Annotated in this window: 23 protein-coding genes and 1 pseudogene; 1 reads left to right on the forward strand and 23 read right to left on the reverse strand. The window is 35.2% G+C overall.

Annotated features, from left to right (window positions below; genetic code table 11):
• Positions 1-2 precede the first annotated feature (2 nt).
• Entirely contained in the window at positions 3-884 is an 882-nt protein-coding gene (gene argB / locus OTJ99_RS08760) for an acetylglutamate kinase (RefSeq protein ID WP_011917058.1), read from the forward strand.
• A 62-nt stretch (positions 885-946) separates the two neighbouring features.
• On the opposite strand, the gene OTJ99_RS08765 is transcribed toward argB, so the two are convergent.
• From OTJ99_RS08765 to galT, 23 genes and pseudogenes are all read right to left on the reverse strand, one after another.
• Positions 947-1,303, reverse strand: a complete 357-nt coding sequence (locus tag OTJ99_RS08765; protein WP_268748506.1) for a 23S rRNA (pseudouridine(1915)-N(3))-methyltransferase RlmH — start codon at positions 1,301-1,303, stop codon at positions 947-949.
• 82 nt (positions 1,304-1,385) lie between these two features.
• Positions 1,386-3,089 carry an IS1634 family transposase gene (locus OTJ99_RS08770; protein ID WP_045164485.1) on the reverse strand — a complete coding sequence of 568 codons (1,704 nt, stop codon included), beginning with the start codon at positions 3,087-3,089 and terminating at the stop codon, positions 1,386-1,388.
• Between the two features lie 180 nt (positions 3,090-3,269).
• A complete protein-coding gene (locus OTJ99_RS08775) occupies positions 3,270-3,470 on the reverse strand; it encodes a 23S rRNA (pseudouridine(1915)-N(3))-methyltransferase RlmH (RefSeq protein ID WP_235374803.1) in 201 nt (66 codons plus the stop codon).
• Positions 3,467-3,934 carry a low molecular weight protein arginine phosphatase gene (locus tag OTJ99_RS08780; protein WP_045165771.1) on the reverse strand — a complete coding sequence of 156 codons (468 nt, stop codon included), beginning with the start codon at positions 3,932-3,934 and terminating at the stop codon, positions 3,467-3,469. Before OTJ99_RS08780 ends, OTJ99_RS08775 begins: the two co-directional genes overlap by 4 nt.
• Positions 3,934-4,980 carry an L-threonylcarbamoyladenylate synthase gene (locus OTJ99_RS08785; RefSeq protein WP_083943550.1) on the reverse strand — a complete coding sequence of 349 codons (1,047 nt, stop codon included), beginning with the start codon at positions 4,978-4,980 and terminating at the stop codon, positions 3,934-3,936. Before OTJ99_RS08785 ends, OTJ99_RS08780 begins: the two co-directional genes overlap by 1 nt.
• Positions 4,977-5,708 carry a ZIP family metal transporter gene (locus tag OTJ99_RS08790; RefSeq protein ID WP_045165769.1) on the reverse strand — a complete coding sequence of 244 codons (732 nt, stop codon included), beginning with the start codon at positions 5,706-5,708 and terminating at the stop codon, positions 4,977-4,979. The genes OTJ99_RS08785 and OTJ99_RS08790 overlap by 4 nt, the downstream gene beginning before the upstream one ends.
• Positions 5,709-5,785: 77 nt before the next feature.
• Entirely contained in the window at positions 5,786-6,559 is a 774-nt protein-coding gene (locus tag OTJ99_RS08795; protein ID WP_045165768.1) for an OmpA family protein, read from the reverse strand.
• Positions 6,560-6,564: 5 nt separating this feature from the next.
• Positions 6,565-7,362: a flagellar motor protein gene (locus OTJ99_RS08800; RefSeq protein WP_045165767.1), complete on the reverse strand. Its 798-nt coding sequence runs from the start codon at positions 7,360-7,362 to the stop codon at positions 6,565-6,567.
• A 60-nt stretch (positions 7,363-7,422) separates the two neighbouring features.
• Positions 7,423-8,490, reverse strand: coding sequence for a peptide chain release factor 1 (prfA, locus tag OTJ99_RS08805; protein WP_045165766.1), 1,068 nt, complete (start codon positions 8,488-8,490; stop codon positions 7,423-7,425).
• Positions 8,491-8,514: 24 nt separating this feature from the next.
• Complete coding sequence (prmC, locus tag OTJ99_RS08810) at positions 8,515-9,384, reverse strand: peptide chain release factor N(5)-glutamine methyltransferase (protein ID WP_045165765.1); 870 nt, start codon at positions 9,382-9,384, stop codon at positions 8,515-8,517.
• Entirely contained in the window at positions 9,374-10,315 is a 942-nt protein-coding gene (locus OTJ99_RS08815) for a DUF1385 domain-containing protein (protein ID WP_045165764.1), read from the reverse strand. Before OTJ99_RS08815 ends, prmC begins: the two co-directional genes overlap by 11 nt.
• A gap of 84 nt (positions 10,316-10,399) precedes the next feature.
• Positions 10,400-10,609 (reverse strand): 50S ribosomal protein L31, encoded by a 210-nt coding sequence (gene rpmE / locus OTJ99_RS08820; RefSeq protein ID WP_045165763.1) that lies wholly within the window; start codon positions 10,607-10,609, stop codon positions 10,400-10,402.
• A 167-nt stretch (positions 10,610-10,776) separates the two neighbouring features.
• Complete coding sequence (gene vapC, locus OTJ99_RS08825) at positions 10,777-11,124, reverse strand: type II toxin-antitoxin system VapC family toxin (protein WP_045165762.1); 348 nt, start codon at positions 11,122-11,124, stop codon at positions 10,777-10,779.
• Positions 11,076-11,253: pseudogene (locus OTJ99_RS13080) on the reverse strand (type II toxin-antitoxin system VapB family antitoxin). Before OTJ99_RS13080 ends, vapC begins: the two are co-directional and overlap by 49 nt.
• Positions 11,254-11,321: 68 nt before the next feature.
• Entirely contained in the window at positions 11,322-12,593 is a 1,272-nt protein-coding gene (locus OTJ99_RS08835; RefSeq protein WP_045165761.1) for an MFS transporter, read from the reverse strand.
• A 26-nt stretch (positions 12,594-12,619) separates the two neighbouring features.
• Positions 12,620-13,324, reverse strand: a complete 705-nt coding sequence (locus OTJ99_RS08840; RefSeq protein WP_045165760.1) for a PrsW family intramembrane metalloprotease — start codon at positions 13,322-13,324, stop codon at positions 12,620-12,622.
• A gap of 33 nt (positions 13,325-13,357) precedes the next feature.
• Positions 13,358-14,215 carry a DNA-3-methyladenine glycosylase family protein gene (locus tag OTJ99_RS08845; RefSeq protein WP_045165759.1) on the reverse strand — a complete coding sequence of 286 codons (858 nt, stop codon included), beginning with the start codon at positions 14,213-14,215 and terminating at the stop codon, positions 13,358-13,360.
• A 93-nt stretch (positions 14,216-14,308) separates the two neighbouring features.
• Positions 14,309-14,881, reverse strand: coding sequence for an N-acetylmuramoyl-L-alanine amidase family protein (locus OTJ99_RS08850; RefSeq protein ID WP_045165758.1), 573 nt, complete (start codon positions 14,879-14,881; stop codon positions 14,309-14,311).
• 24 nt (positions 14,882-14,905) lie between these two features.
• Positions 14,906-16,651, reverse strand: a complete 1,746-nt coding sequence (locus OTJ99_RS08855; protein ID WP_045165757.1) for an IS1182 family transposase — start codon at positions 16,649-16,651, stop codon at positions 14,906-14,908.
• Between the two features lie 191 nt (positions 16,652-16,842).
• Entirely contained in the window at positions 16,843-18,513 is a 1,671-nt protein-coding gene (gene rho / locus OTJ99_RS08860; RefSeq protein WP_045165756.1) for a transcription termination factor Rho, read from the reverse strand.
• A gap of 234 nt (positions 18,514-18,747) precedes the next feature.
• Positions 18,748-19,734, reverse strand: a complete 987-nt coding sequence (gene galE / locus OTJ99_RS08865; RefSeq protein ID WP_045165755.1) for a UDP-glucose 4-epimerase GalE — start codon at positions 19,732-19,734, stop codon at positions 18,748-18,750.
• Positions 19,735-19,761: 27 nt separating this feature from the next.
• The gene (locus OTJ99_RS08870; RefSeq protein ID WP_045165754.1) at positions 19,762-20,931 is read right to left on the reverse strand and encodes a galactokinase; all 1,170 of its coding nucleotides are present in this window, start codon (positions 20,929-20,931) and stop codon (positions 19,762-19,764) included.
• A gap of 2 nt (positions 20,932-20,933) precedes the next feature.
• A complete protein-coding gene (galT, locus tag OTJ99_RS08875; protein WP_045165753.1) occupies positions 20,934-21,920 on the reverse strand; it encodes a galactose-1-phosphate uridylyltransferase in 987 nt (328 codons plus the stop codon).
• Positions 21,921-21,939: the final 19 nt, after the last annotated feature.

Here is a 21,939-nt window from a genome sequence, read left to right on the forward strand (position 1 = left end):
CAATGTATGAAGAGATGGACAAATTAATTGAAAAGGCAAGTATTTTGATAGAGGCTCTTCCATATATTCAAAAGCTCTATGGCAAGACAGTTGTAATAAAGTATGGCGGAAATGCAATGATAAATGATAAGCTCAAAAACTGGGTTATGGAAGATATCACACTTTTAAAATACATCGGTGTTAACCCAATTGTTGTCCACGGTGGCGGACCTGAGATAAACTCTGTGTTAAAAAAGCTAAATGTTGAAAGCCAGTTTGTAAATGGTCTTAGAGTCACAGATATGCAGACAATGGAAGTTGCTCAGATGGTTTTGGTTGGAAAGACAAACAAAGAGCTTGTCTCAATGCTAAATCAAAAAGGCGGAAAAGCAATAGGTATCTGTGGTATTGATGGAAATCTGATTCAGGCAAGAAAGCACTATGAGATTGTAAACGGAGAGAAAGTGGACTTAGGGTATGTTGGTGAGGTTGTGTCAATCAATGCAAAGGTTTTGGAAATGCTTGCAAAAGATGAGTACATACCAGTGGTTGCGCCAATTGGCGTTGGTGAAGATGGTACAAGTTATAATATAAACGCAGATACTGTTGCTGCTGAGATTGCAAAGGCTATAAAGGCCGAAAAGCTCATGTTCATGACAGATGTTGAAGGACTAAAATATGACAAAAACAGTTCAGAGATAATCTCAGCAATTAGTGCTGATGAGGTTTTAAAAATGATTGATGAGGGAAAGATTGACGGTGGAATGATTCCAAAGGTTTTGGGCTGTATTGATGCTCTAAAGCATGGAGTTAACCGCACTCATATTTTAGATGGAAGAATTCCACATTGCATCTTGCTTGAGATATTTACCGACAAGGGAATTGGAACAATGATACATTTGTAATAATAAACTACTTTAACTTGCTGACAAAATAGTTTAGGCTGCTCTAAAATGAGCAGCCTACTTTACTTATGGTATTTTATTCCTTTAATAATTGTAAATCCTCTATAAATCTGTTCATACACAAGAACCCTAAAAAGCTGATGAGGGAAAGTAAGCTTGGAAAATGAAATTAGTAAATTTGCTCTCTTTTTTATAGCATCTGAAATCCCATTTGAGCCTCCTATTACAAATACTATTTCCTCTCCTTTTGAGACTTTTCTATTTAACAATTCTGCAAATTCTTCAGAGCTCAGCTGAGTCCCCTTTATATCAAATACTACTACATACTGGCCGTCTTTTATGTGTTTTAGTATCTTTTCAGCCTCTCTTTCTAAAAGCATCTCAACGTTTCGGTATCTGTTCTCATCTTCTTCTTTTATTTCTTGACTTTGTCAGTTTGAAGCTCAAAAAGCTTGGGAGGACTGGGATTGACAAAATATGGACCTCAATTTTGTCACTACATCATTTGCTAATACCAATAAATTCTAAGCCTTCCTCATATGTCATGAAGTTTTTTGGACCCTTTATCTTCATTACATTCAGTATATCTCCAGCTTCTCCCTCAATTTTTTGCTTTATCAAATATTTCTTCCCTTTTATCTCTATTTCAAAAAAGTTCATTGAATATATTGCTTCCATTATCCTTTCACTACTTATTCCTTTACCTTTTCTCCTCAAAATATATTCCAATGTCCTTTGCAGTAAAAATGCCAAAAAACATATCACAAAATGTCCTTTTATTCTGCTTTCTGTAAAGTGATATATCGGTCGCACTTCTAAACAGCTTTTCATTACTCTGAATGACTGTTCTATCTTCCATAAATCGTGATATGCTCCTAAAACCTCTTCTACATCCATATCCTTTTTGCTCGTTTGAATTGCATAATAACCGTCAAATTTCTCATCTCGTTTTATCGCTTCCTCATCCAATACATATTCTTCTGATTTTGATTTCTTCTTCAAATATTTCCTTGCACCTTTCTTTTCTAAGGCTGTTATGCTTCCTTTGTTCTCTAAAAGCTCTTTGGCTTTTCTTACCAATCTCTCTCTGTCTTCTTTGTCTTTCTTGGCTCTCTTGCTTGAATACGTTATTATCAAATTCTCTTCTATTTTGAACTCTTTACCCTCTTCATCCTTGACAATATTTGTTCTTTCCAATACCTTATATTTGAATTCATCACCATAAATTTCTTCAGCATTCAAACATCTTTTGCCATCAAGTCTTTTATATCCTTCTTCATTAAAAACTTCATCTAAAATTTCTTTACTTGCATTCTTTAATCTGCTTGCTACTATATAGTCGTACCCAGCTTCTTTTATCATCTTTAAATTTATTCTGCTGTTAAGCCCTTTGTCTGCTACTATTATTATCTTATCTATACTAAATTTTTCCTTCAGCTTCCTCAGTATCTTTACCATCGTCTTGCTATCTATCGTATTACCAGGAAAAAGTTCATACCCTATCGGTCTGCCTTCTTTGTCCACCAAAAGCCCTAATACAACTTGCACTTCATTTACCTTGTTGTCTTTGCTAAACCCAAAATTTTTAAGTTCATCCGCTCTACAACTCTCAAAGTATATTGTCGTCACATCATAAAACACTACATCAACTACCATCTTAAATAAGTCTTTATTTCTCTGATACAGGTATGTCTCTAAATCTTCTTTTACACTGTCAAGAAAATCTAAACACCTGTACAATTGATTCAAATCTATATCCTCTTCAAATCCAAAATATTTGCTTCTCTGATGATAAGTTCTTAGTTTGCTCATTGGCTCTATCAATCTCTGTATGGTCATTAAAAAACTTACTTTGTCTACATCAAATTTTATCTTTCTCTCTTTTGCTGCTTTCCCTTTTAAAAACTTATCAATTTCAAGCTCCTGCCATAACTTTCTGTATACAATGTATCCCCAGTTTTTTACAACTGCATCCGAAATATCTTCTTCAGATTCAATAGTAACAGCTTTTGCATTCTCAGTAGTTGTTTCAGCGACAATATCAGATAGTTTTTTTACAATGTTTTTAAAAGCGGGGTCATCTTTGAGAATATCAAGTCTACCAAAGTTAAATAGTACTCTTTGCTTTACTTTACCATTTTCACGGTAATTTTCGACTAACCTAACATACTGATAACCGCCAGCATTAGTAATTTTGACAAACATATGGCAACTCCTTGAAGATAGTTTGTTATATTGTACCACAAAATATTTAAAAAGTCAAGCAAATTCAGTATATATTAAGCTAAAATTTGTCCCTACATTTTTTAAAATTTTTTATTTTTCTCTTCTTGAAACCCGCATAAATTAAGACTTTGTTATTTTTTGTTAGCTCAAAAACACCTCTTAACTGACAAAGTCAAGTTTTAGTATCTTTTCAGCCTCTCTTTCTAAAAGCATCTCAACGTTTCGGTATCTGTTCTCATCTTCTTCTTTTATTTCAATCTCCTCAATTTTTGTCCATCTTAAAAGTCGTTTTTTATACTCCTCTGCAGCCTCTTTAAAATACCTTTCTTTTATTGTCCCAACGCAGATTACCCTTATCATATGTCATCCACTTTCGACAAGAGTTTGTCAATCAGGTCATTTAGCTCATCTCTGCACTTTCTGTACTTATCAACGTCTCCACCGTAAGGGTCAATTACATCAAGATTTTCTTTGCTATCTAATACATACTCCTTTAGAGTAAAAACTTTGTCCATTACACCAGGATACATATTGATTATTGCTTCTTTATGATATTTTTCCATTGTCAAAATTAAACTGCTTTCCTTTATCATATCTTCATTAATCAGCCTTGATACATGAGAAGAAATGTCAATCCCCAGCTCATTCATTACCAATACAGCGTTTTTTGATGCTTTTTGTGGGAAAAAAGCAGACAAGCCCGCCGATTCAACCTCAATATTATCTATGTTCATTTTTTTCAGTTTATCTTTCAAAAGATATTCAGCCATGGGACTCCTACACGTATTGCCTGTGCACACAAAAAGTATCTTTTTCTTGCTCATCACAACACCTCAATCACATTGTATGCTGATGCTTTTAAAAGCCTGTTTTCAAGCGCAAGATATTCTATTCCAAACTCTCCCCATTCACAGATGATATAATCAACACCAAGGTGGTTAAACCTTCTTAAGGCAGAAAATAAGTTTTTTCCACATTCTTTATAGTCAAACATACTACCTAATATGATTTTGTATTGAGACTCAAAATTTTGAGCCGTCTCATAAAAGCAAAGTATACCAACTTTGTGTCCATTTGTTTCTAAATCCTTCTTTATCTCTTTCATCTTCTCTATTCTCTTGTGAATTTTCCCTTTGACAACTATCATCTTTGCGTCTGGTGCATAGTGCTTGTACTTCATACCTGGTGCCTTAGGCACAGATAGAATATTACCCGCTAAAATTGAAGGGTCATATTCAATATCCTCCAAAATTTCTTTCAAAATCGAAAAAGGAACTGCACCTAGACGCAATATATATGGCTTTGATGTGCTCAAATCAATCACAGTTGACTCAAGCCCAAAAGAGCACTTGCCACCGTCAATAATCACATCAACCTTGCCAAAAAGATCTTCTATCACATGCTGAGCTTCTGTTGGACTTGGCTTTCCTGATACATTTGCAGACGGTGCTGCAACAGGTACACCTGCTAACTTAATTAACTCAAGTGCAATTTTATTACTCGGCATTCTAATGCCAACTGTGTCAAGTCCTGCTGTAACATTGTCAGGAATACACTCTTTTTTGGGTAAGACAATAGTAAGAGGTCCTGGCCACAGTCTTTCTATGAGTTTATATACTCTCTTATCAGGAATTTCAGCACACATCTCAAGCATTTCTATCGAAGATATATGCACGATCAAGGGATTGTCTTGAGGTCTTCCTTTTGCAACAAAAATCTTATCAACTGCCTCTCTTAAAAGCGCATTTGCACCAAGTCCATAGACAGTCTCTGTTGGGAATGCCACTAAACCTCCATCTCTTAAAATTTGCGCCGCTTTTGAAAGCTCATTGTAATCTATTTTCTCTTTAGCATCAATTATCATAGTCACAGCTCCAACCACTCCAATAATATTAGTGAAAAAACTATCCCAATCATGTTTGAGATCGCAGAAAGTTTAAAATTTTCTTTTCGGCTATACTCAGGGATCATCTCGCTCATAACAAAATAAAGCATTGCCCCTGCAGCTGCCATGAGACAGCCCGCCATCAAAAGCTTAGTAATAGAGCTTAATAAGCTTCCTATCAGACAACCAATCCCCGTAGGAATTCCAGACAAAAAGGCAATTTTAAGTATGTCAATATTCCTTCTTTTTGCAATCTTAAATGGAATGGCAAGTGCAAAACCCTCAGGTATATCATGAATAATTATCATAATTCCAACCAAAATTCCAAATCTATGATTGTAGATAAAACTGCTGCCAATTGCTAAACCTTCTGGAAAGTTATGAAAAGCAATTTCAATCGAAATTAAAACTCCGCTTTTTACATATTTATTTTTTGCAAGGATTGAATTTGTGTTCAAATATCTTTCAATTATTCCAATTGTTATATACGAAGTAATTAAAATTGCTATACAAGCCAGCAAAATTGAAAGACTTAACGCCTCAGGAATAAGTCCAAAACTAATAATACCCAACATTAGCCCTGATGTAAAACCTATCAAAGTGTCAATTGCCTTTTCATTTTTAAAGGAGAAAAATAAAGTAAAAGCTGCACCAATACATGCACCTACTATTCCACAAAAAAATGCAAACAGGTTGAAAGTTACAAAATCCATTACATCTTTTAGAGGGATGAATGTTCATTTAAATATTATGACAAAGTGCAAATCTTTATAAACAAAAATACAAATATTTATCTTGCTGGCTCTGCCTTGCTGTAAACTGTTCTCAAAATAACAATAGTAACTCTTCTGTTAAGAGCCCTTCCTTCAGGTGTTTTATTTGATGCAATTGGCCTATATTCCCCATATCCCACAACAGAAAATCTTTCTGGTTTTACTTTTGAAACTCTTAAAATTTCTTGTAAAACAGTAGTCGCTCTTGCAGTTGAAAGCTCCCAGTTTGAATAAAAGTACTTGTTATGGATTGGGACATTGTCTGTGTGGCCTTCAATCCTGATATTATTATTCGGAACTTTTTCCAAAATCTTTGCAATTTCATGCACAACTTCTTTTGCCTGACGCGTCAGCTGCGCAGAGCCACTGTTAAAGAGAACATCTTTAAGTAAGATTGATAGTCCTCTTTCTTCCTGTATCACAAGCACTTTGCCCTCGATGCCGTGTTCTTTAATAAGACTTAAAACTTGCTTCTGGATATCATTTATCATCTCTTCCTCAGTCATCTGTTTGTTTTTGGTTGTTCCACCAATATCAGTATTTGTTCCTTTTACATTTTTACCTGAAAGTCCTTCTAAAATAGACGGACCAGAATTTTCGAAGATATATGCAGTACCTTTTAAAACAGAGGTTAGTGATTCAGTGAAATTTTTAAACTTGTCAATATCAAGTTTGCTCATCGAATACATAACAATAAAATAGATAAGTAAAAGAGTTATTAAGTCAGCATAAGTAATAAGCCATCTCTCATGGTTTTCCTTTTCCGGCTCCTCAACTCTTTTAACCGCCATCTATATCAACCCCCAACAGTAGCGCTCGCAGCCTCTGTTGCCTGCTTTTCTTTTTGACCACCTTCGTGGATCATTCCTCCAATTTTCTCTCTGAGTATTCTTGGGTTTTCACCAGCTTGAATTGATAAAAGTCCTTCAACAATAATTTCATTTAACATTCGTTCTTGTTTTGCCTTTGTCTTAATTTTTTTACCAAAGTTAAGCCAAATAAGGTTTGCAGAAGACACACCATAAAGAGTTGCAACAAACGCAACTGCAATAGCAGGACCCAATTCATCAGGATTTGATATGTTACCCAAAACCGAAATTAACCCCATAACAGTACCAATAATACCCATTGTAGGTGCATAACCACCTGCTGCTTCAAAAACCTCTGCTGCACTTTTTAATTCATTTTCTGCAAGATATACCTCTCTGTCTAAAATGTCCCTTATGACCTCACCTTCAATTCCATCAACAACCAGACCTAAACCCTTTTTCAAAAGCGGATTTTGAATATTGGGAATCTCCTGCTCTAAAGCCAAAAGTCCTTCTTTTCGTGCTCTATCAGAAAGCTGCACAAGCTGTTCAACAATCCCCGCAAAGTCAATCTTTTTGTCCATGAACACCATTTTCAGATGCTTTATTGCAAGCTTTATCTCAGACATTGGAAACGAAACCAACACAGCTGCAGTTGTTCCTCCAAACACAATCAGTGCAGCAGAAATCTGTAAAAGCTTTGCCGGATTACCCTTCTCAATTATAAATGCAGTCAAAAGTGAACAAAACCCCAAAATTAGCCCACCAATTGACAGTATATCCATCTTCCTTCATCATCCCTCTTTTGAAATTTTGCACACTCTGTCTAATCGATTATCGGCAAATTAGCTAACTTCTTTTAATTTTTCTGTTTGAAAGTGAGTAATGAGCGCATCAATTATCTCGTCAAGGTCTCCGTCCAAAATCTGTTCAAGCTTGTAAAGTGTCAAACCAATTCTGTGGTCTGTAACTCTTCCTTGAGGAAAGTTATAAGTTCGGATTCTTTCACTTCTGTCACCTGTTCCAACCTGGCTTCGCCTTTGTGACTCTATCTCTTTTTGTTGTAAAGACTGGTAATAATCGTATAGTCTTGCTCTGAGTATTTTCATTGCTCTGTCTTTGTTTGCATGCTGTGACCTCTCATCTTGGCAGGATACCACAATTCCTGTAGGTTTGTGAGTAATTCTTACAGCAGATTCTGTTTTGTTTACATGCTGGCCTCCTGCACCACTTGCTCTGAATGTCTCAATCTCAAGGTCCTCTTCTCTTATCTCAACCTCCACTTCCTCAACCTCAGGAAGCACTGCCACAGTTGCTGTGGAGGTATGGATTCTGCCACCTGATTCTGTAACTGGCACTCTTTGGACTCTGTGAACGCCACTTTCGTATTTTAATCTGCTATATGCTCCTTTGCCGCTTATCATAAATATGACCTCTTTAAAACCATCAAGGTCACTTTCACTTGTTGACATCACTTCAACCTTCCAATTCTTTCTCTCAGCGTACCTTGAATACATTCTAAAAAGCTCTGCAGCAAAAAGTGCTGCTTCTTCACCACCCGCACCTGCTCTTATCTCCATTATAACATTTTTTTCGTCGTTTGGGTCCTTGGGCAAAAGCAAAATTTTTAGTTCTCTTTCAACAATTTCTTTTTGTTCTTTCGCTTGATTTAGCTCCTCTTTTACAAGCTCTTCAAAATCTTCGTCAAGGTTTGTATCTAAAAGTTCCTCAGCTTCTTCAATTGTTTTTATTATCCTTTTGTACTCTCTGAACTTTTCAACAATTGGTTGCAAACTGCTGTGTTCCTTCATAAGTCTTTGCCACTCTTGATTGTTGCTTATTATCTCAGGATCTGCTATTTTCTTTTCAAGTTCTAAATATTTTTCCTCAATCACCTGAAGTTTTTCTATCATCTAATCACCCCTACTGTTATATTTTTACCCCAAAGTTGCATATACGCATCTTTCTATATTGTTTAAGTCTTTCTTTGACTTTATATCAACATAGCCAAAATCCTGTAAAATCCTTTTTACCTGATGTGCTTGACTGTATCCTACTTCAAAAATAAGATACCCACCTTTTTTCAAATACTGCTTGGCATTTTTAGCTATCTCACAAAAATAATACAATCCATTTTCTTTTGCAAATAGAGCTTGCTTAGGTTCTTTTAAAACCCTTTTATCAAGCCTTGAAAACTCTTCCTCAGAAATATAAGGTGGATTGCTAAAAATTGCATCAAACTTATGCAAAGATGGTATGTTTTTGAACAAATTACTTTTAACAAATTCAATCCTATCTTTTACCTCATTTAACTCCGCATTTTTCTTAGCAATTTTTAGAACGTTCTCTGAGATATCAACTGCTACAACCTTGCAAGGTAAAAATTTACAAAGTGCAATTGCAATACAGCCGCTACCTGTCCCTATATCAAGAAACCGAAGATTTTCTTTCCCCTCAAAAAGCTCGATTGCAATCTCTATCAAAGTTTCTGTGTCAAAACGTGGAATTAGAACATTCTCATCTACATAAAATTCAAGACCCATAAAATAGGCTTTGTTTGTACAGTACTGCAGAGGATAGTCCATTGTGTATTTTTTTGCCGCAGAAATTATTCTTTGATAATCCTCTTCTTCAACAGTCAACTCCTTTTCTAATACAACCTTTGTTTTATCGATATTGAGTATCTGAGAAACAAGCAAAATGGCAACCTTTTTATAATCTTCGCCATTTTCCACACAGTAGGGTTTCAAAATCTCTCTTACTTGTTCTAAAACATCACCAAGCTTTTTCCCTGTACTACCATTCATCTAAACTTTTATCCTCCGGAATGACCTCTTTTAATGCTTCAATTGCAACCTCTATCTGCTTTTCATCAGGCTCTCTTGTTGTTATGTTCTGAAGCCAAAGTCCAGGGTATGAGACTATCTTGGCAAGGAGGCTTTCGCTCTTTCCCACCCATCTTATTACCTCATATGAAATACCAACAATTACAGGCAAAAGTAAAAGCCTCAAGACCGTTCTTAGCCAAATTGATTGCCAACCTGACAATGTAAATATAATGATGCTTATGATTATTACAATAAACAGAAAACTTGTGCCACAGCGAGGATGGCGGGTAGAAAACTTTTTTATATTTTCAACATTTAGTTCATAACCATTTTCATATGCAAATATTGTCTTGTGCTCTGCACCATGGTATTCAAATACCCTTTTTATCTCTTTCATCTGTGATGCAAAAACCAGATACAAAATAAAAACTATTACTCTCACTATTCCCTCTATCATATTTTTACCAAAGTTGTTTATATCAAATTTTTCAAAAATTTCAACAGACCATGTTGGTATATAAAAAAACAAAAGTATTCCCAATATAAGTGACAGCGCAACTGAAAAGTAAATTGCGATGTCACTAATACCAATTTTCTGAAAAAATCTCTTCTCAAAAAGTCTGTCAAAGAAGTCCTTTTGCTTTTTCTTCTCTTCTTGTGGCAAATCTTCCATAGCAATGTCAGCCGATTTAATTAAAGCCTTCGTTCCTAACACCATTTGCTCAAATAGAATAAAAATCCCTCTTATAAAGGGAATTTTCTTAAGTCTATTTGTATCATCTATATGCAAATCCTTTACTTCTTTGTAAATTTCTCCGTTTGGTTTTCTTATCACAATTGAAACCTTTTTTGGCCCTTTCATCATGATACCTTCAATCAGGGCCATACCACCAATTGTAGTTTTTTTCATCCTCATCTTCCTATTCCACAAAAATTTATAAAATAAAAAGGATTAGCACAGGCTAATCCCCTTTCTGTGTGTACACCTGATGTTTTATTTCTGTTCAATACCATACTTCTTCATAAATCTCTCAACTCTTCCTGTTGTATCAACAAATTTTTGCTTACCTGTGAAGTATGGATGGCATTTAGAACAAATTTCTACATGGATTTCTTTCTTTGTTGAACCAGTAATAAATGTCTCACCACATGCACATCTTACGACTGCGTCATGATAATATGGTGGATGGATTCCTTCCTTCATTCTTTTCACCTCCTGCTAAAATTTATGTTAAATTATGTTATTTTTAAAGCTCTTGGCTTTTTCAATATCCATAAAGACGCAAAAATATTTTACAACAGTTATGTATCTTTTACAAGAGCTTTTTAAAAGAATAAAAAACAACTTTCAACAACTTCTTTAAAACTCTTTCATTTTGGCTCAACCAAAGCTATCTGAGAAAAGTCTTTATCATTGTGAAGAAGGAATAAATTGTTTTCAATCGCTATTTGTGCAATTATAACATCAATTGTACTTCTTATATTGATTCCTTTTTTCTTGCATTTAAAATATAACTCTGCAGCTTTTTCATATGATTCTTTACCGTTCTTTAAATCATAGAATCTCTGGGTACTTAAATACTCCTTGAGCAGTTTGAATTCTCTCTCATCCTTCCCAACTTGCAAAACTTCCTGATACACTACATTGCAAATACCAAATGGTATATTATTTAATTGTAATCTTCGGCAAATGAAATTTTGCCTCTTAGATCTGACAATTTCTTTCGACTGTGATTCTCAACAAATTCTTTTAAAGCCATCTCAACGGCTTCCTTCTTTGTTTTAACACCTGCTATTCTTCATCGCTTTTTTTAAAAGTTCATCATTCAAAATTATATTTGTCCTCACCTTTATACACCTCCTAATGTGTATTCTAATACACATTAATTCTTTTGCCAATTCAATTAAATCCCTACCTATTCCTCTCTAACCTTAAAGCACAGTATAAAAAATCCTAATACCATGCAGCAAAAAGATATCAAAAAGAGAACATTCTTGCCAAGCGTATCAATTATTCCACCGGCTATAATAGAGTTGAATGCAAAAAAGGGTCCCATCAAAAAGTTTCTAAGCCCTATGTAAGAAGGCTGTTTTAACGGGTCTTTGCAAAGTTTTGCTGCTAAATTACTTTCATTTACATTTCTTGCACTCTGTGCAAGGCCAAAAAGTCCTACAGATAGATAGTAAACATAAATACTGTTCATAAGATATGTTAAATAGATTGCAGGCAAAAATATAACTGCAGAGATAGCTAAAGTAGCTTTAAACCCATATTTAGAGCCTATAATCCCCCATATCATATACCCTACTGTTTGAGAAAAAAGCAAAATCGTGGTTGCCACTGCTACATGCTCAGTAGTGATACTAAGGGTATTTTTAGCAAATATAGTTTGAAAGCCAAAGGGCATTTTGCCAAGCGCACCAATAAATAAAACTGAAAATAGATAATATGTAAAGTTCTTATCTTCTCTTAAGATTAAAAACATGTTTTTAAAATAGTGTTTGTTGTCAATCTCTTTTTTTGGTTTTTTCATAGGAATTTCTTTCATAAGTGAAAAGACATAAAGCGAAAGCATCATTATTAAGAAGGCTATCAAAAACAAAAGTGCATAGTTATAAGGATACCAAAGAAGCCTCAAAATTTTCCCCATTAAAAAAGCACCAAGGGTTTCACAAAGTCCTCCAATTGACGACCTGATACCAAAAAATTTACTTCGCTGTCTCTCAGGTATTAGCTTTAAAATCAGATTAAACCATGTAATATTAGCAAACGATGTAAAAAAACCTTGTAGGCTGAAAATTAAATAGAATAGGATAATAAATAGAATTTCATTCCTTTCAGCAAATAAAAACACGTCAATGGCCAAAAGAAGCCACATAAGTCTCATTATTAAAGCTACTTTTATAAAATACTCTTTGTAAGTTTCCAGCATCTCAAGTTTTTTAGCAACAAGTATCTGGGGTGAGTTGGATAAAAACACATTCAGTGTTGTCAAAAGCCCAATTAGTGTGTTGGACTTTACGTAATGCGAAATAAAATAAACTATAACAGTTGAAACAGGGAGCATCCCGCTAGCAACCGCAAAAATTGCACCATCTGTGATTGAAACAATTGAGTTTTTCTTTAAATTCTTATAAGCAAAGACTTCAAGTTTTTTTAGTTCGCGTTCTTGATCCTCAGCTGTCACTTTAAGTTCATCTCCTTACAAAAAGCTTAAAAATACAGTCTCGAAATCTCGTGACTTCTTTTGATTAACCTCAAACAATAAGTAAACAACAAAACCTCATATATTCCAACAATTGCCAAAGCACCATAGATATTCAGCATAAGTACAAAATCATAAAAACCATGCAGAAGCATTGGTAAGATTAACGATACTTTGAAATACCAATAACTTCTATCAGGCGGCGCAAACTTTGCAAAACCCAAATAATACCCCATTACAACCCCGAACATTGCATGAGCAGGCACTGCCATAATACCTCTTAGTACAATTACATTGATAGTCTCTTGAGGTGATACTTGAAATGCCTGAAGAACATAGCCTACATTTTCAATTGCTGCAAATCCCACAGCAGAAAAAACACAATAAACAATTCCATCAAAAGGCTGATTAAAATATGGTGTGTCGTATGCAATTCTTAAAACAACCAGTCTTTTAAAATACTCTTCTGTTAGACCTGCTACAATAAAGGCTTCAAATACAATAAAAGAAATTCTGCTTGAAGCAGAAATACTTCCATATGCCATCAAAAAGTATTCAACTGGAACTACAACAGCGCTTATAAGCACTCCCCATACAAAAGTCTTTAAAAGAAGGTGCAGCGGCTCCTTTTCAAATTTGTCTCTTACATATATATAAAGTGCAATAAACAAAGATGGTGCAATGCTGAGGATTATCAGCTTATAAGGAATCATACTAAGCATCCTCCACTATTTTGTATTTTTCTTCTATTTTTTGTGGTTATTTCTTATATAGTGAAACAGAAAAAGCTGAGCATAGCCTGCTAAATCTCCAAAAGAGTCTATAAAATTTCTTATTTGGTCTTTTGTTTCAAATCCATAATACTCTTTGAGTACCCTTTTTACCCATACATCAATTGGAAACACGTTGTATTTTTGCAGAGAATACAGCAAAATACAGTCGGCAACTTTATCACCAATTCCTTTTATAGTCTTTAAAACCTGCCTTGCTTTTTGCACCTCCAAATCAGTCAGCTCATCAAAATTAATAAGTCCATTCTTTACTTTTTCAACAGCATCTTTTATATACTCTGCTCTGTAGCCAAGACCAAGAAGTTTTAAATCATCTATTGAACTATTCCAGAGACTCTCGAGTGTGGGAAATGACCAAGAAACGAAACCTTTATATGCTATTTTTTTACCAAATGTTTGACAAAGCCTTTCTATCAAAAGCTGAATTCTTTTTATGTTGTTATTCTGAGAAATAATGAATGAAATCATACATTCAAATGGTTCTTGGTTCAAAAGCCTCATACCCTTGTACTTTTCAACTGCTTCTTTCAAAATGCTATCGTGACCAGATAACTTTTCTAAAATCTCATCATAGTCCTTGTCTAAATCAAAATACCAGTAAAGAAATTTTTTAAATTCATCAGGTGAACAATTGTAAATATCAAATGTATACAAATCTTGAGGCTTTATGAATATAATTTTCTCATTAACAACACCTATGTAAAAATCATCCATTTTCTTCCATCTAAAACACTGACCACTGAAGAATGTTGCATCAAAATCAATATGCACACCGCTTATCCGAATAAAGTCAGTGTACCATTTTATGTTCAACAGCTTCATCCCTTTCAGCAATAAAATTTAAAAACAAAAAGAGCCAAGTACGCTTTTTGGCTCTATTTTTTAATTATTAGAATACAGTATTTTTTAAGGTTTATCAATATTTTTTTGATAGCTTGCTACTCCATTTGCAATTGCCATTGCCATCTTGATCTGAAAGTTATCATGTCTTAGCATTGCTTCTTCTTTCGGATTGCTGAGAAAACCACATTCAACTAAAATTGCAGGCATTTTTGTTTCTCTTAGCACATAAAAGTTTGCAAATTTTATCCCTCGATTTACAAGTTTTAACATTTGAGTAATGCTTTTTTGTACCTCAAAAGCCAACAAAAATCCTTTTTTGCTATATTTGTAATAATATGTTTCAGCTCCTTCTGCAGTATCTTTCGTACTGCTGTTACAATGAATACTGATGAAGATATCTACCATGTTTTCGTTTGCAATCTTGCATCGTGCTCTGAGGTCTTCTTGAACACTTCTTTGCCCCCATGGAAGTTTATCAGAGTCTCTTGTGAGTATAACTTGTGCTTTTACACCATCCTCCAAGATGTATTTTAGCTTCTTTGCAATAGCAAGAGTAACATCCTTTTCCTTTGTTCCATTTTTCCCGATTGCACCAGGGTCTCTACCACCATGGCCAGGGTCAATGCATACTTTCATTTTTTTCACCTCCTAAAAATCAGTTTATTTCAAAAGGTCTTTTTTTGTTAAATTCAGAAAAACTATCAGAATAAAAAAAGAGGCTGTCCAAAAACAATAATTTTTAATAACCAAAATCAAGCATTTGATGGTATTTAATGTTAATATTGAACTATGCAGTAAAAAGCAAGAGGGTTGGCTGGCAATTTTGCTCCAACCCCCTATTATTATCTTCGCCAATCTTTCTATGTTATAGGCAATACAAACCAAACCCCACTCAAGCTTCACACCCTTCATACCCCTGAGCAGGAATCTCCTAAACCCTTTATTGTTCTTTATTATCCCAAATACTGTCTCAACTTCTATCTTCCTTTTTTCGTAAATCTCTTCGCCTTCTCTACTTAACAGCCTTTGCCTCACCTCTTCCTTCAATTTCTCTAACCTCGGTCTTATACTAAATCTCTTCTTCCATCTCTTACCTTTATAACATTTTTCTCTGTGTTCACAACCATTACAAATATCTTCACATTGATATACCTTCTCATAACTTACAAATCCTCTCTCATTTGCACTTATCTTCGGATATAAGTATTTCACCTTCTTACCAGCAGGACAAATATATGCATCTTCTTCAGCTATGTACTCCCAGTTCCTTACATTGAAAATATCCTTCTTAAATCTTCTTGTCTGTTCCAAGTCAAATGTGTTATACTTAATGTAGCTATTTATGCCACATTCTTTCAGATGAAGGTAGTTTTCTTCAGACCCATAGCCACTGTCTGCTACAATGTTCTTTGGCTTGTGGCCTGTTATCTTCGTCACAAGCTCAAGGTGTTCCTTTAGACAGACAGTGTCTGTGGGACTTTGGTGGATGCTAAAACCTATGACAAATCGGTTCTGTGTGCCGATTTGTACATTATACCCGGGTTTTAGCATCCCATTTTTCATATGGTCATCCTTCATCCTCATAAATGTGGCATCATTGTCTGTTTTTGAAAAACTATTCCTGCCATTTAAGATCTGCTCATAAGACTCATATTTCTTGAGTCTTAATACGCAGTTGTTTTGGAGAGTTTTTACAAGCTTTTTCACTCTCCTTTCTTTCCTTTTGCTCCCAAAGTTAGCTTCTGCTATCTTTTGGGAGAGTTCTTCAACTTTTTGTTCAAGCTCTTGGCTATCATAATCAGCTTCTAAATTGACATCCAACTCGCCAAGAATTCTGTCTTCTTCCTCATTTATCCTCTCTATTTCATTAAGAATTTCTCTTACTTTTTCTCTTAATTTCTTTTTGTATGTTCTTGTACTTCTTGCCCATACAAATGTATACTTGTTCGCATTTGCTTCAATCTTTGTCCCGTCAAGGTAGTAATACTCAAAGTTTACATACCCCAGTTTTACAAGAAGTTCAATAACTTGTGCGAAAATCTCTTCAATGCAATCACCTATTATCTCTTTTCTGAATCTATTGATAGTTCTGAAATCAGGGGTTTGAAGTTTTGAAAGCCACATAAAGGTTATATTCTCTTGAAGTGCTTTTGCTATCTTTCTTGAAGAGTATATCCCCTGTATGTAAGCATAGATAAGTACTTTCAAAAGCATCAAAGGATGGTAGCTGGAAGTCCCACCACCTTTGTATTTCTCTACTATGGTTGAGATATCTATTTTATCAATGACTTTATCGATTGCTCTTACTAGATGAGTTTGAGGGATAAAGGCTTCAGGGTCGATTGGCATTATTAATTGGTTGGGGTTATATTCTTTGAAGACTATTTTATCATGTTTGCGTGGCATATTAATCCTCCTTATGTAATCATTTCTGAGATATTATATCATAAATATCTCACAATGTAAATACAGTAAAAATAAAGAGGCTGTCACCTCATCTTTTTAGACAGCCTCTTTGCTTCAAATCTCAATTAGTTTGTTTCAAATCTCAAAAATTTTTAAAATTTTCTATTATTCATTACTTGTTAACTCAAATTTTATGGTAAATTTTTTAATATTGTCTTTATAAACTCCTCATTTGACTTCGTTCTTGCTAAACTATTGATAATCCTCTCTGTTGTCTCAGTAGTACCAAGGTTAGAAAGTGCTCTTCGAATAGCATCAACTGCAGCCTTTTCTTCTTCAGACAGTAAAAGCTCTTCCCTTCGTGTTCCAGACTTGTTAATATCAATTGCTGGGAATATTCTCTTCTCAGAAAGTTTTCTATCAAGGTGAAGCTCCATATTGCCTGTCCCTTTGAACTCTTCATAAATTACATCGTCCATTCTTGAGCCTGTCTCAATTAGGGCTGTTGCAAGAATTGTAAGGCTCCCACCTTCTTTGAGGTTTCGTGCAGCACCAAAGAACTTCTTTGGTTTGTGAAGAGCGTTAGGGTCAAGACCACCAGAGAGTGTTCTTCCAGAAGGTGGCTCAACTAAGTTATATGCGCGTGCAAGCCTTGTGAGGCTATCAAGAAGAATAACAACGTCCCTCTTGCATTCAACAAGTCGCATAGCCCTCTCCAGTACCATCTCAGCAACCTTGATATGGTGTTCAGGCGTCTCATCAAATGTAGAATAATGGATTTCTGCTTTTATGGAATCTTGCATGTCTGTGACCTCTTCAGGCCTTTCGTCAATCAAAAGAACAATCAAGTGCAAATCATCATAGTTTGTCAAAATACTATTTGCTATTTTCTTTAAAAGCGTTGTTTTACCAGCTTTTGGTGGCGCTACGATAAGACCTCTCTGGCCTCTTCCAATTGGAGCAATCAAGTCAATTAGTCTTACTGCCAAATCGTTCGGTTCTTTTTTGTTTTCCAAAACAATTCTTCTATTGGGAAAAATTGGAGTCAAGTCCTCAAAAGGTGTACGTTTTGCAACCTCTTCAGGTTTCATGTCATTGACGCTTTGGACGTACAAAAGCCCTGCAAATTTTTCATTTTCTTTGGGTAGTCTAATTGGACCTCTTATCTTGTCACCTGTTTTGAGATTGAATTTTCTGATTTGAGATGGTGAGACATAGATATCATTTGGTCCTGGCATAAATGAGTCGTCTCTCAGAAAACCGTAACCACCGCCGCCACCTGGTTCATATATAATCTCTAAAACTCCTTCGCCTATACCACCTATCTCAACTTTACCTTCAAGTTCTTTTAATTCTGGTGGAATTTCAATAAGCATTTTATCCTCTTTTTTTTCTTCTTTTTTTTCTTTCAGTTCTATAACCTTCTTTTCTTCTTCTCTTTTTTCTACTGTCTTAGCAGCATCTTTAGATTCTTTTCCCTCTTTTGGTGCCTTTTCTTCTCCTTCTTTTCCTTGTTCTTTAACCTGTGTTTCTATTCCAGACGGCACTGCTTCAGCTTTGTTAGATTCTTCTTTATTTTCTATTTCTTCTACTACCTGTTCATTTTGAACATCTGCTGCTACAGATTCTTGCTGCTGAAGCATTTCACTTTTTTTCTTTCTTCCTCTTTTGCTTTTCTCTTTTTTCTCTATACCTTCTAATATTTGTGCATCTTGTGGTGTTGTACCAATAAACTCTTTAATTGCTTCTATAAGCTGATTCTTTTTAAGCAAAGAATATTTTTGAATACCAAGACTTTTAGCAATCTCACGAAGTTCTATAATCGACTTTCCTTTTAAAAACCCATCAACCGAGTTAGGCACTCTTTTCCCTCCTTTTAACAATATTAGAATTTTTCTTGCATTTATATACTATTAACTTCTGTCTGGGGAAGTTAATCGCAAGAGATGAAGGCCAATCTGACATATTTTATTTTAAAAGTATAACATTATATTGTCAATAGCAGATTTTTAAATTTGAATTAAAATTAATACAAAAACAAAAAACCCCGAACGCTCTATAAGTTGCATTCGGGCAAGCAATTGAATTTTATAAGCTTATTTTTCATCATAGCCATTTGGATGTGTCGAGTACCATTTCCATGCAGTTGAAATTATAACCTCTAAGCTATTGTACTTTTGCTTCCAGCCAAGCACTTCCTGTGCCTTTTGAGATGATGCAACTAAAATTGAAGGGTCTCCTGGTCTTCTCTGACCAATTTCATATGGAATCTTTTTCCCAACAACCTCACTTGCTTTTTCAATTACCTCCATTACAGAAAAGCCCAATCCGTTTCCAAGATTAAATATATCGCTTTTATTATATTTTTCCAAATATTCTAATGCTTTTAGGTGCGCATCACACAAATCAAGAACATGTATATAATCTCTTATACATGTGCCATCTTTTGTGTTATAGTCATTGCCGTAGACAGTGACCTTTTCGCGTATACCAAGTGCTGCTTGAAGGACTATTGGTATCAAATGAGTTTCAGGGTTGTGGTCCTCACCAATAATTCCATCCGGATGAGCACCAGCTACATTGAAGTATCTGAGCGATACAAATTTTAAACCATATGCTGTATCCATCCATTTTAACATTTTCTCAATTGCAAGTTTTGTCTCACCGTAAGGGTTTGTCGGCTCAGTTTTGTCTGTCTCAAGTATAGGAATGTTTTCTGGCTCTCCATATACTGCTGCTGTTGATGAGAATACAAGTTTTTTAACGTTGTGCTTTATCATTGTATCTACCAGATTGAGTGTGCCATAGACATTGTTATAGTAATACTTTATTGGATTTTGTACACTTTCACCAACCAAGGAGGATGCTGCAAAATGAATGACTGCTGAGATCTCATTTTCTGAAAAGACTTTATCTAAAAACTCCTTGTCTTTCAAATCACCCTTGCAGAACTTTCCACCAAGTACCGCTTTCGAATGACCCTTTTCGAGATTGTCAATTACAACAACGTCATACCCTCTTTCAAGCAAAAGCCAAACCATATGGCTTCCTATATATCCTGCTCCACCTGTAACAAGAATCATCTTAGTCCCAACCTTTCCTTTATTATTTTAAATTTCTATCTCTCTTGCTCCATCGTCAATGTCAAAGATATAAAAGTCAGGCTTTAAAGAAGTTTTTTGATAATAATTTTCTCCAACCTTTTTTATAAACTCATCAATAGCATCCTTGTGAACAATTGAAACTGTACAGCCGCCAAAGCCAGCACCTGTCATGCGACTGCCAATTACCCCGTTTATCTTGAGAGCTTCTTCAAAAAGTGTGTCAAGCTCAAATCCGGTCACTTCATAGTCATCACGCAAAGATATATGAGAGTCTATCATGAGCTTTCCAAAACTGACAAGGTCGCCTTTTTCTAACACCTCAATCGACTTTAATACCCTGTCATTTTCATAAATAACATGTCTTACCCTTTTCAAGATGGTTTCATCTTCAATTAAGTCTTTATACTTTTCAAATGTGTCTCTATCCAGCTCGCCAAGGCAGGAAATTGTAAGCTTTTTTTGCAACATTTTAAGCCCTTTTTCACACTCTTCTCTTCTTTCATTGTATTTTGAGCTGGCAAGACTTCTTTTTTTATTTGTATTACTAACAACAATCTTGTAATCACCAAGCTTTAAAGGTACATACTTGTACTCCATAGTCCTTGTGTTTAAGAAAATTGCATAGTCTTTTTTACCAAGGCTTGATGCAAACTGGTCCATAATTCCACAGTTTACACCAACAAATCTATTTTCAGCTCGTTGGCAAATAAAACTTAAAGCTACCTTATCAATGGGTTTTTCATTAAAAATCGAATAGATTGCAATACCAGTTGCACACTCAATTGCTGCAGAAGAAGAAAGCCCAGCACCGTGGGGAACTGTGTCATGAAAGAGCATATCAGCACCACCAACATTATAGCCTGAGTTCATAAGCTCTTTTATAACACCAAGTTGATAATTCCCCCACTTGATAGACTTGTAGCTATCTATATTCTCAATATCAGCTTCAACAAGCTCTTTTAAATCTGTTGCATAAAGTCTTATTTTGCTGTCTTGTCTTTTTCTAATCAAAACGGTTGTGCCCACATTGAGCGCTGCAGGGAAAACATACCCGCCATTGTAGTCTGTGTGCTCGCCGATCAGGTTTACTCTTCCGCTTGAAAAAAAGCACCTTATCTTTTCATCTGTTTTACCATAAACCTCTTCGAACACCTTCAAAAGATCTTTGATTTCCATTTTTATTTGCCTCCTTGCAACTTGTCCAAAAATCTCTTATACGCCTGTCTTAACTCTTCTGCCTTTTCTTCGGGAGATGTTGTATTGCACGGCGCCCATGCACCTGTCTCGCTTGATGCATTGAACTTTTGTTTGTCTTTTGAACGCATCGGCGGATAAAATTCAACGTGAAAATGATAGAAGCTTGAATAGTCCTTGTCGACATTTACAGGTAGCTGATGAAAACACATCATATACGGAAATTGATAGTCAAACAAGCTGTCAAGTGTGCCTGTAGTTTCTTTCAAAATCTTTGCAAAACTGTTCTTTTCATCATCTGTAAATTCTGATATTGTTCCAACATGGCGTTTTGGTGAGATAAACACACCATATGGATACTCTGTAAAGAAAGGAAGATATGTCACAAAGTGTTCATTTTCGATTATTATTCTTTTTTTAAATTTCATCTCTTCTTTGTCAATTCTACAAATTAGACACTCGTTGTAAGAATTATAGTGCATCTCAGCACTTTCAAGTTCACGTAAAATCTTTAGTGGAATCCATGAATAACCATATATTTGTCCATGTGGATGTGGCATTGTAACACCCACAATCTCGCCTCTGTTTTCAAAGATGAATATAAACTTTATATTTGGATCTTTTCTCAAGGCTTCAAACCTTTCTACCCACAGGTCTACAAGCTTTCGAATATGCTGAACGTTCAGCTCAGGTAATGTTATTGTATGATTTGGTGAGTACAAAATGACCTCACACTTTCCATAAGCAGGAGCCACTTTATAAAAACTGGTTGCCACAGGATCAGGTTCTGGTGGATTTTGCATAAGTGCCGGAAAATCATTGTCATACTCTAAAACGTCGTAAGTTTCTGGTACTCTGCCAGAACCAGGGCAAAAAGGACACCAGTCTTTCGGCATTTGAGGTCTTTCTTGCCTGTGTGATGCAATCATTACCCAGTCGCGTAAAAGTGGGTTCCACCTTAGTTCTGCCATTTTTTCTCCCCCATGTTTT

Source organism: Caldicellulosiruptor naganoensis (assembly GCF_026914285.1).
Lineage (GTDB): Bacteria > Bacillota > Thermoanaerobacteria > Caldicellulosiruptorales > Caldicellulosiruptoraceae > Caldicellulosiruptor > Caldicellulosiruptor naganoensis.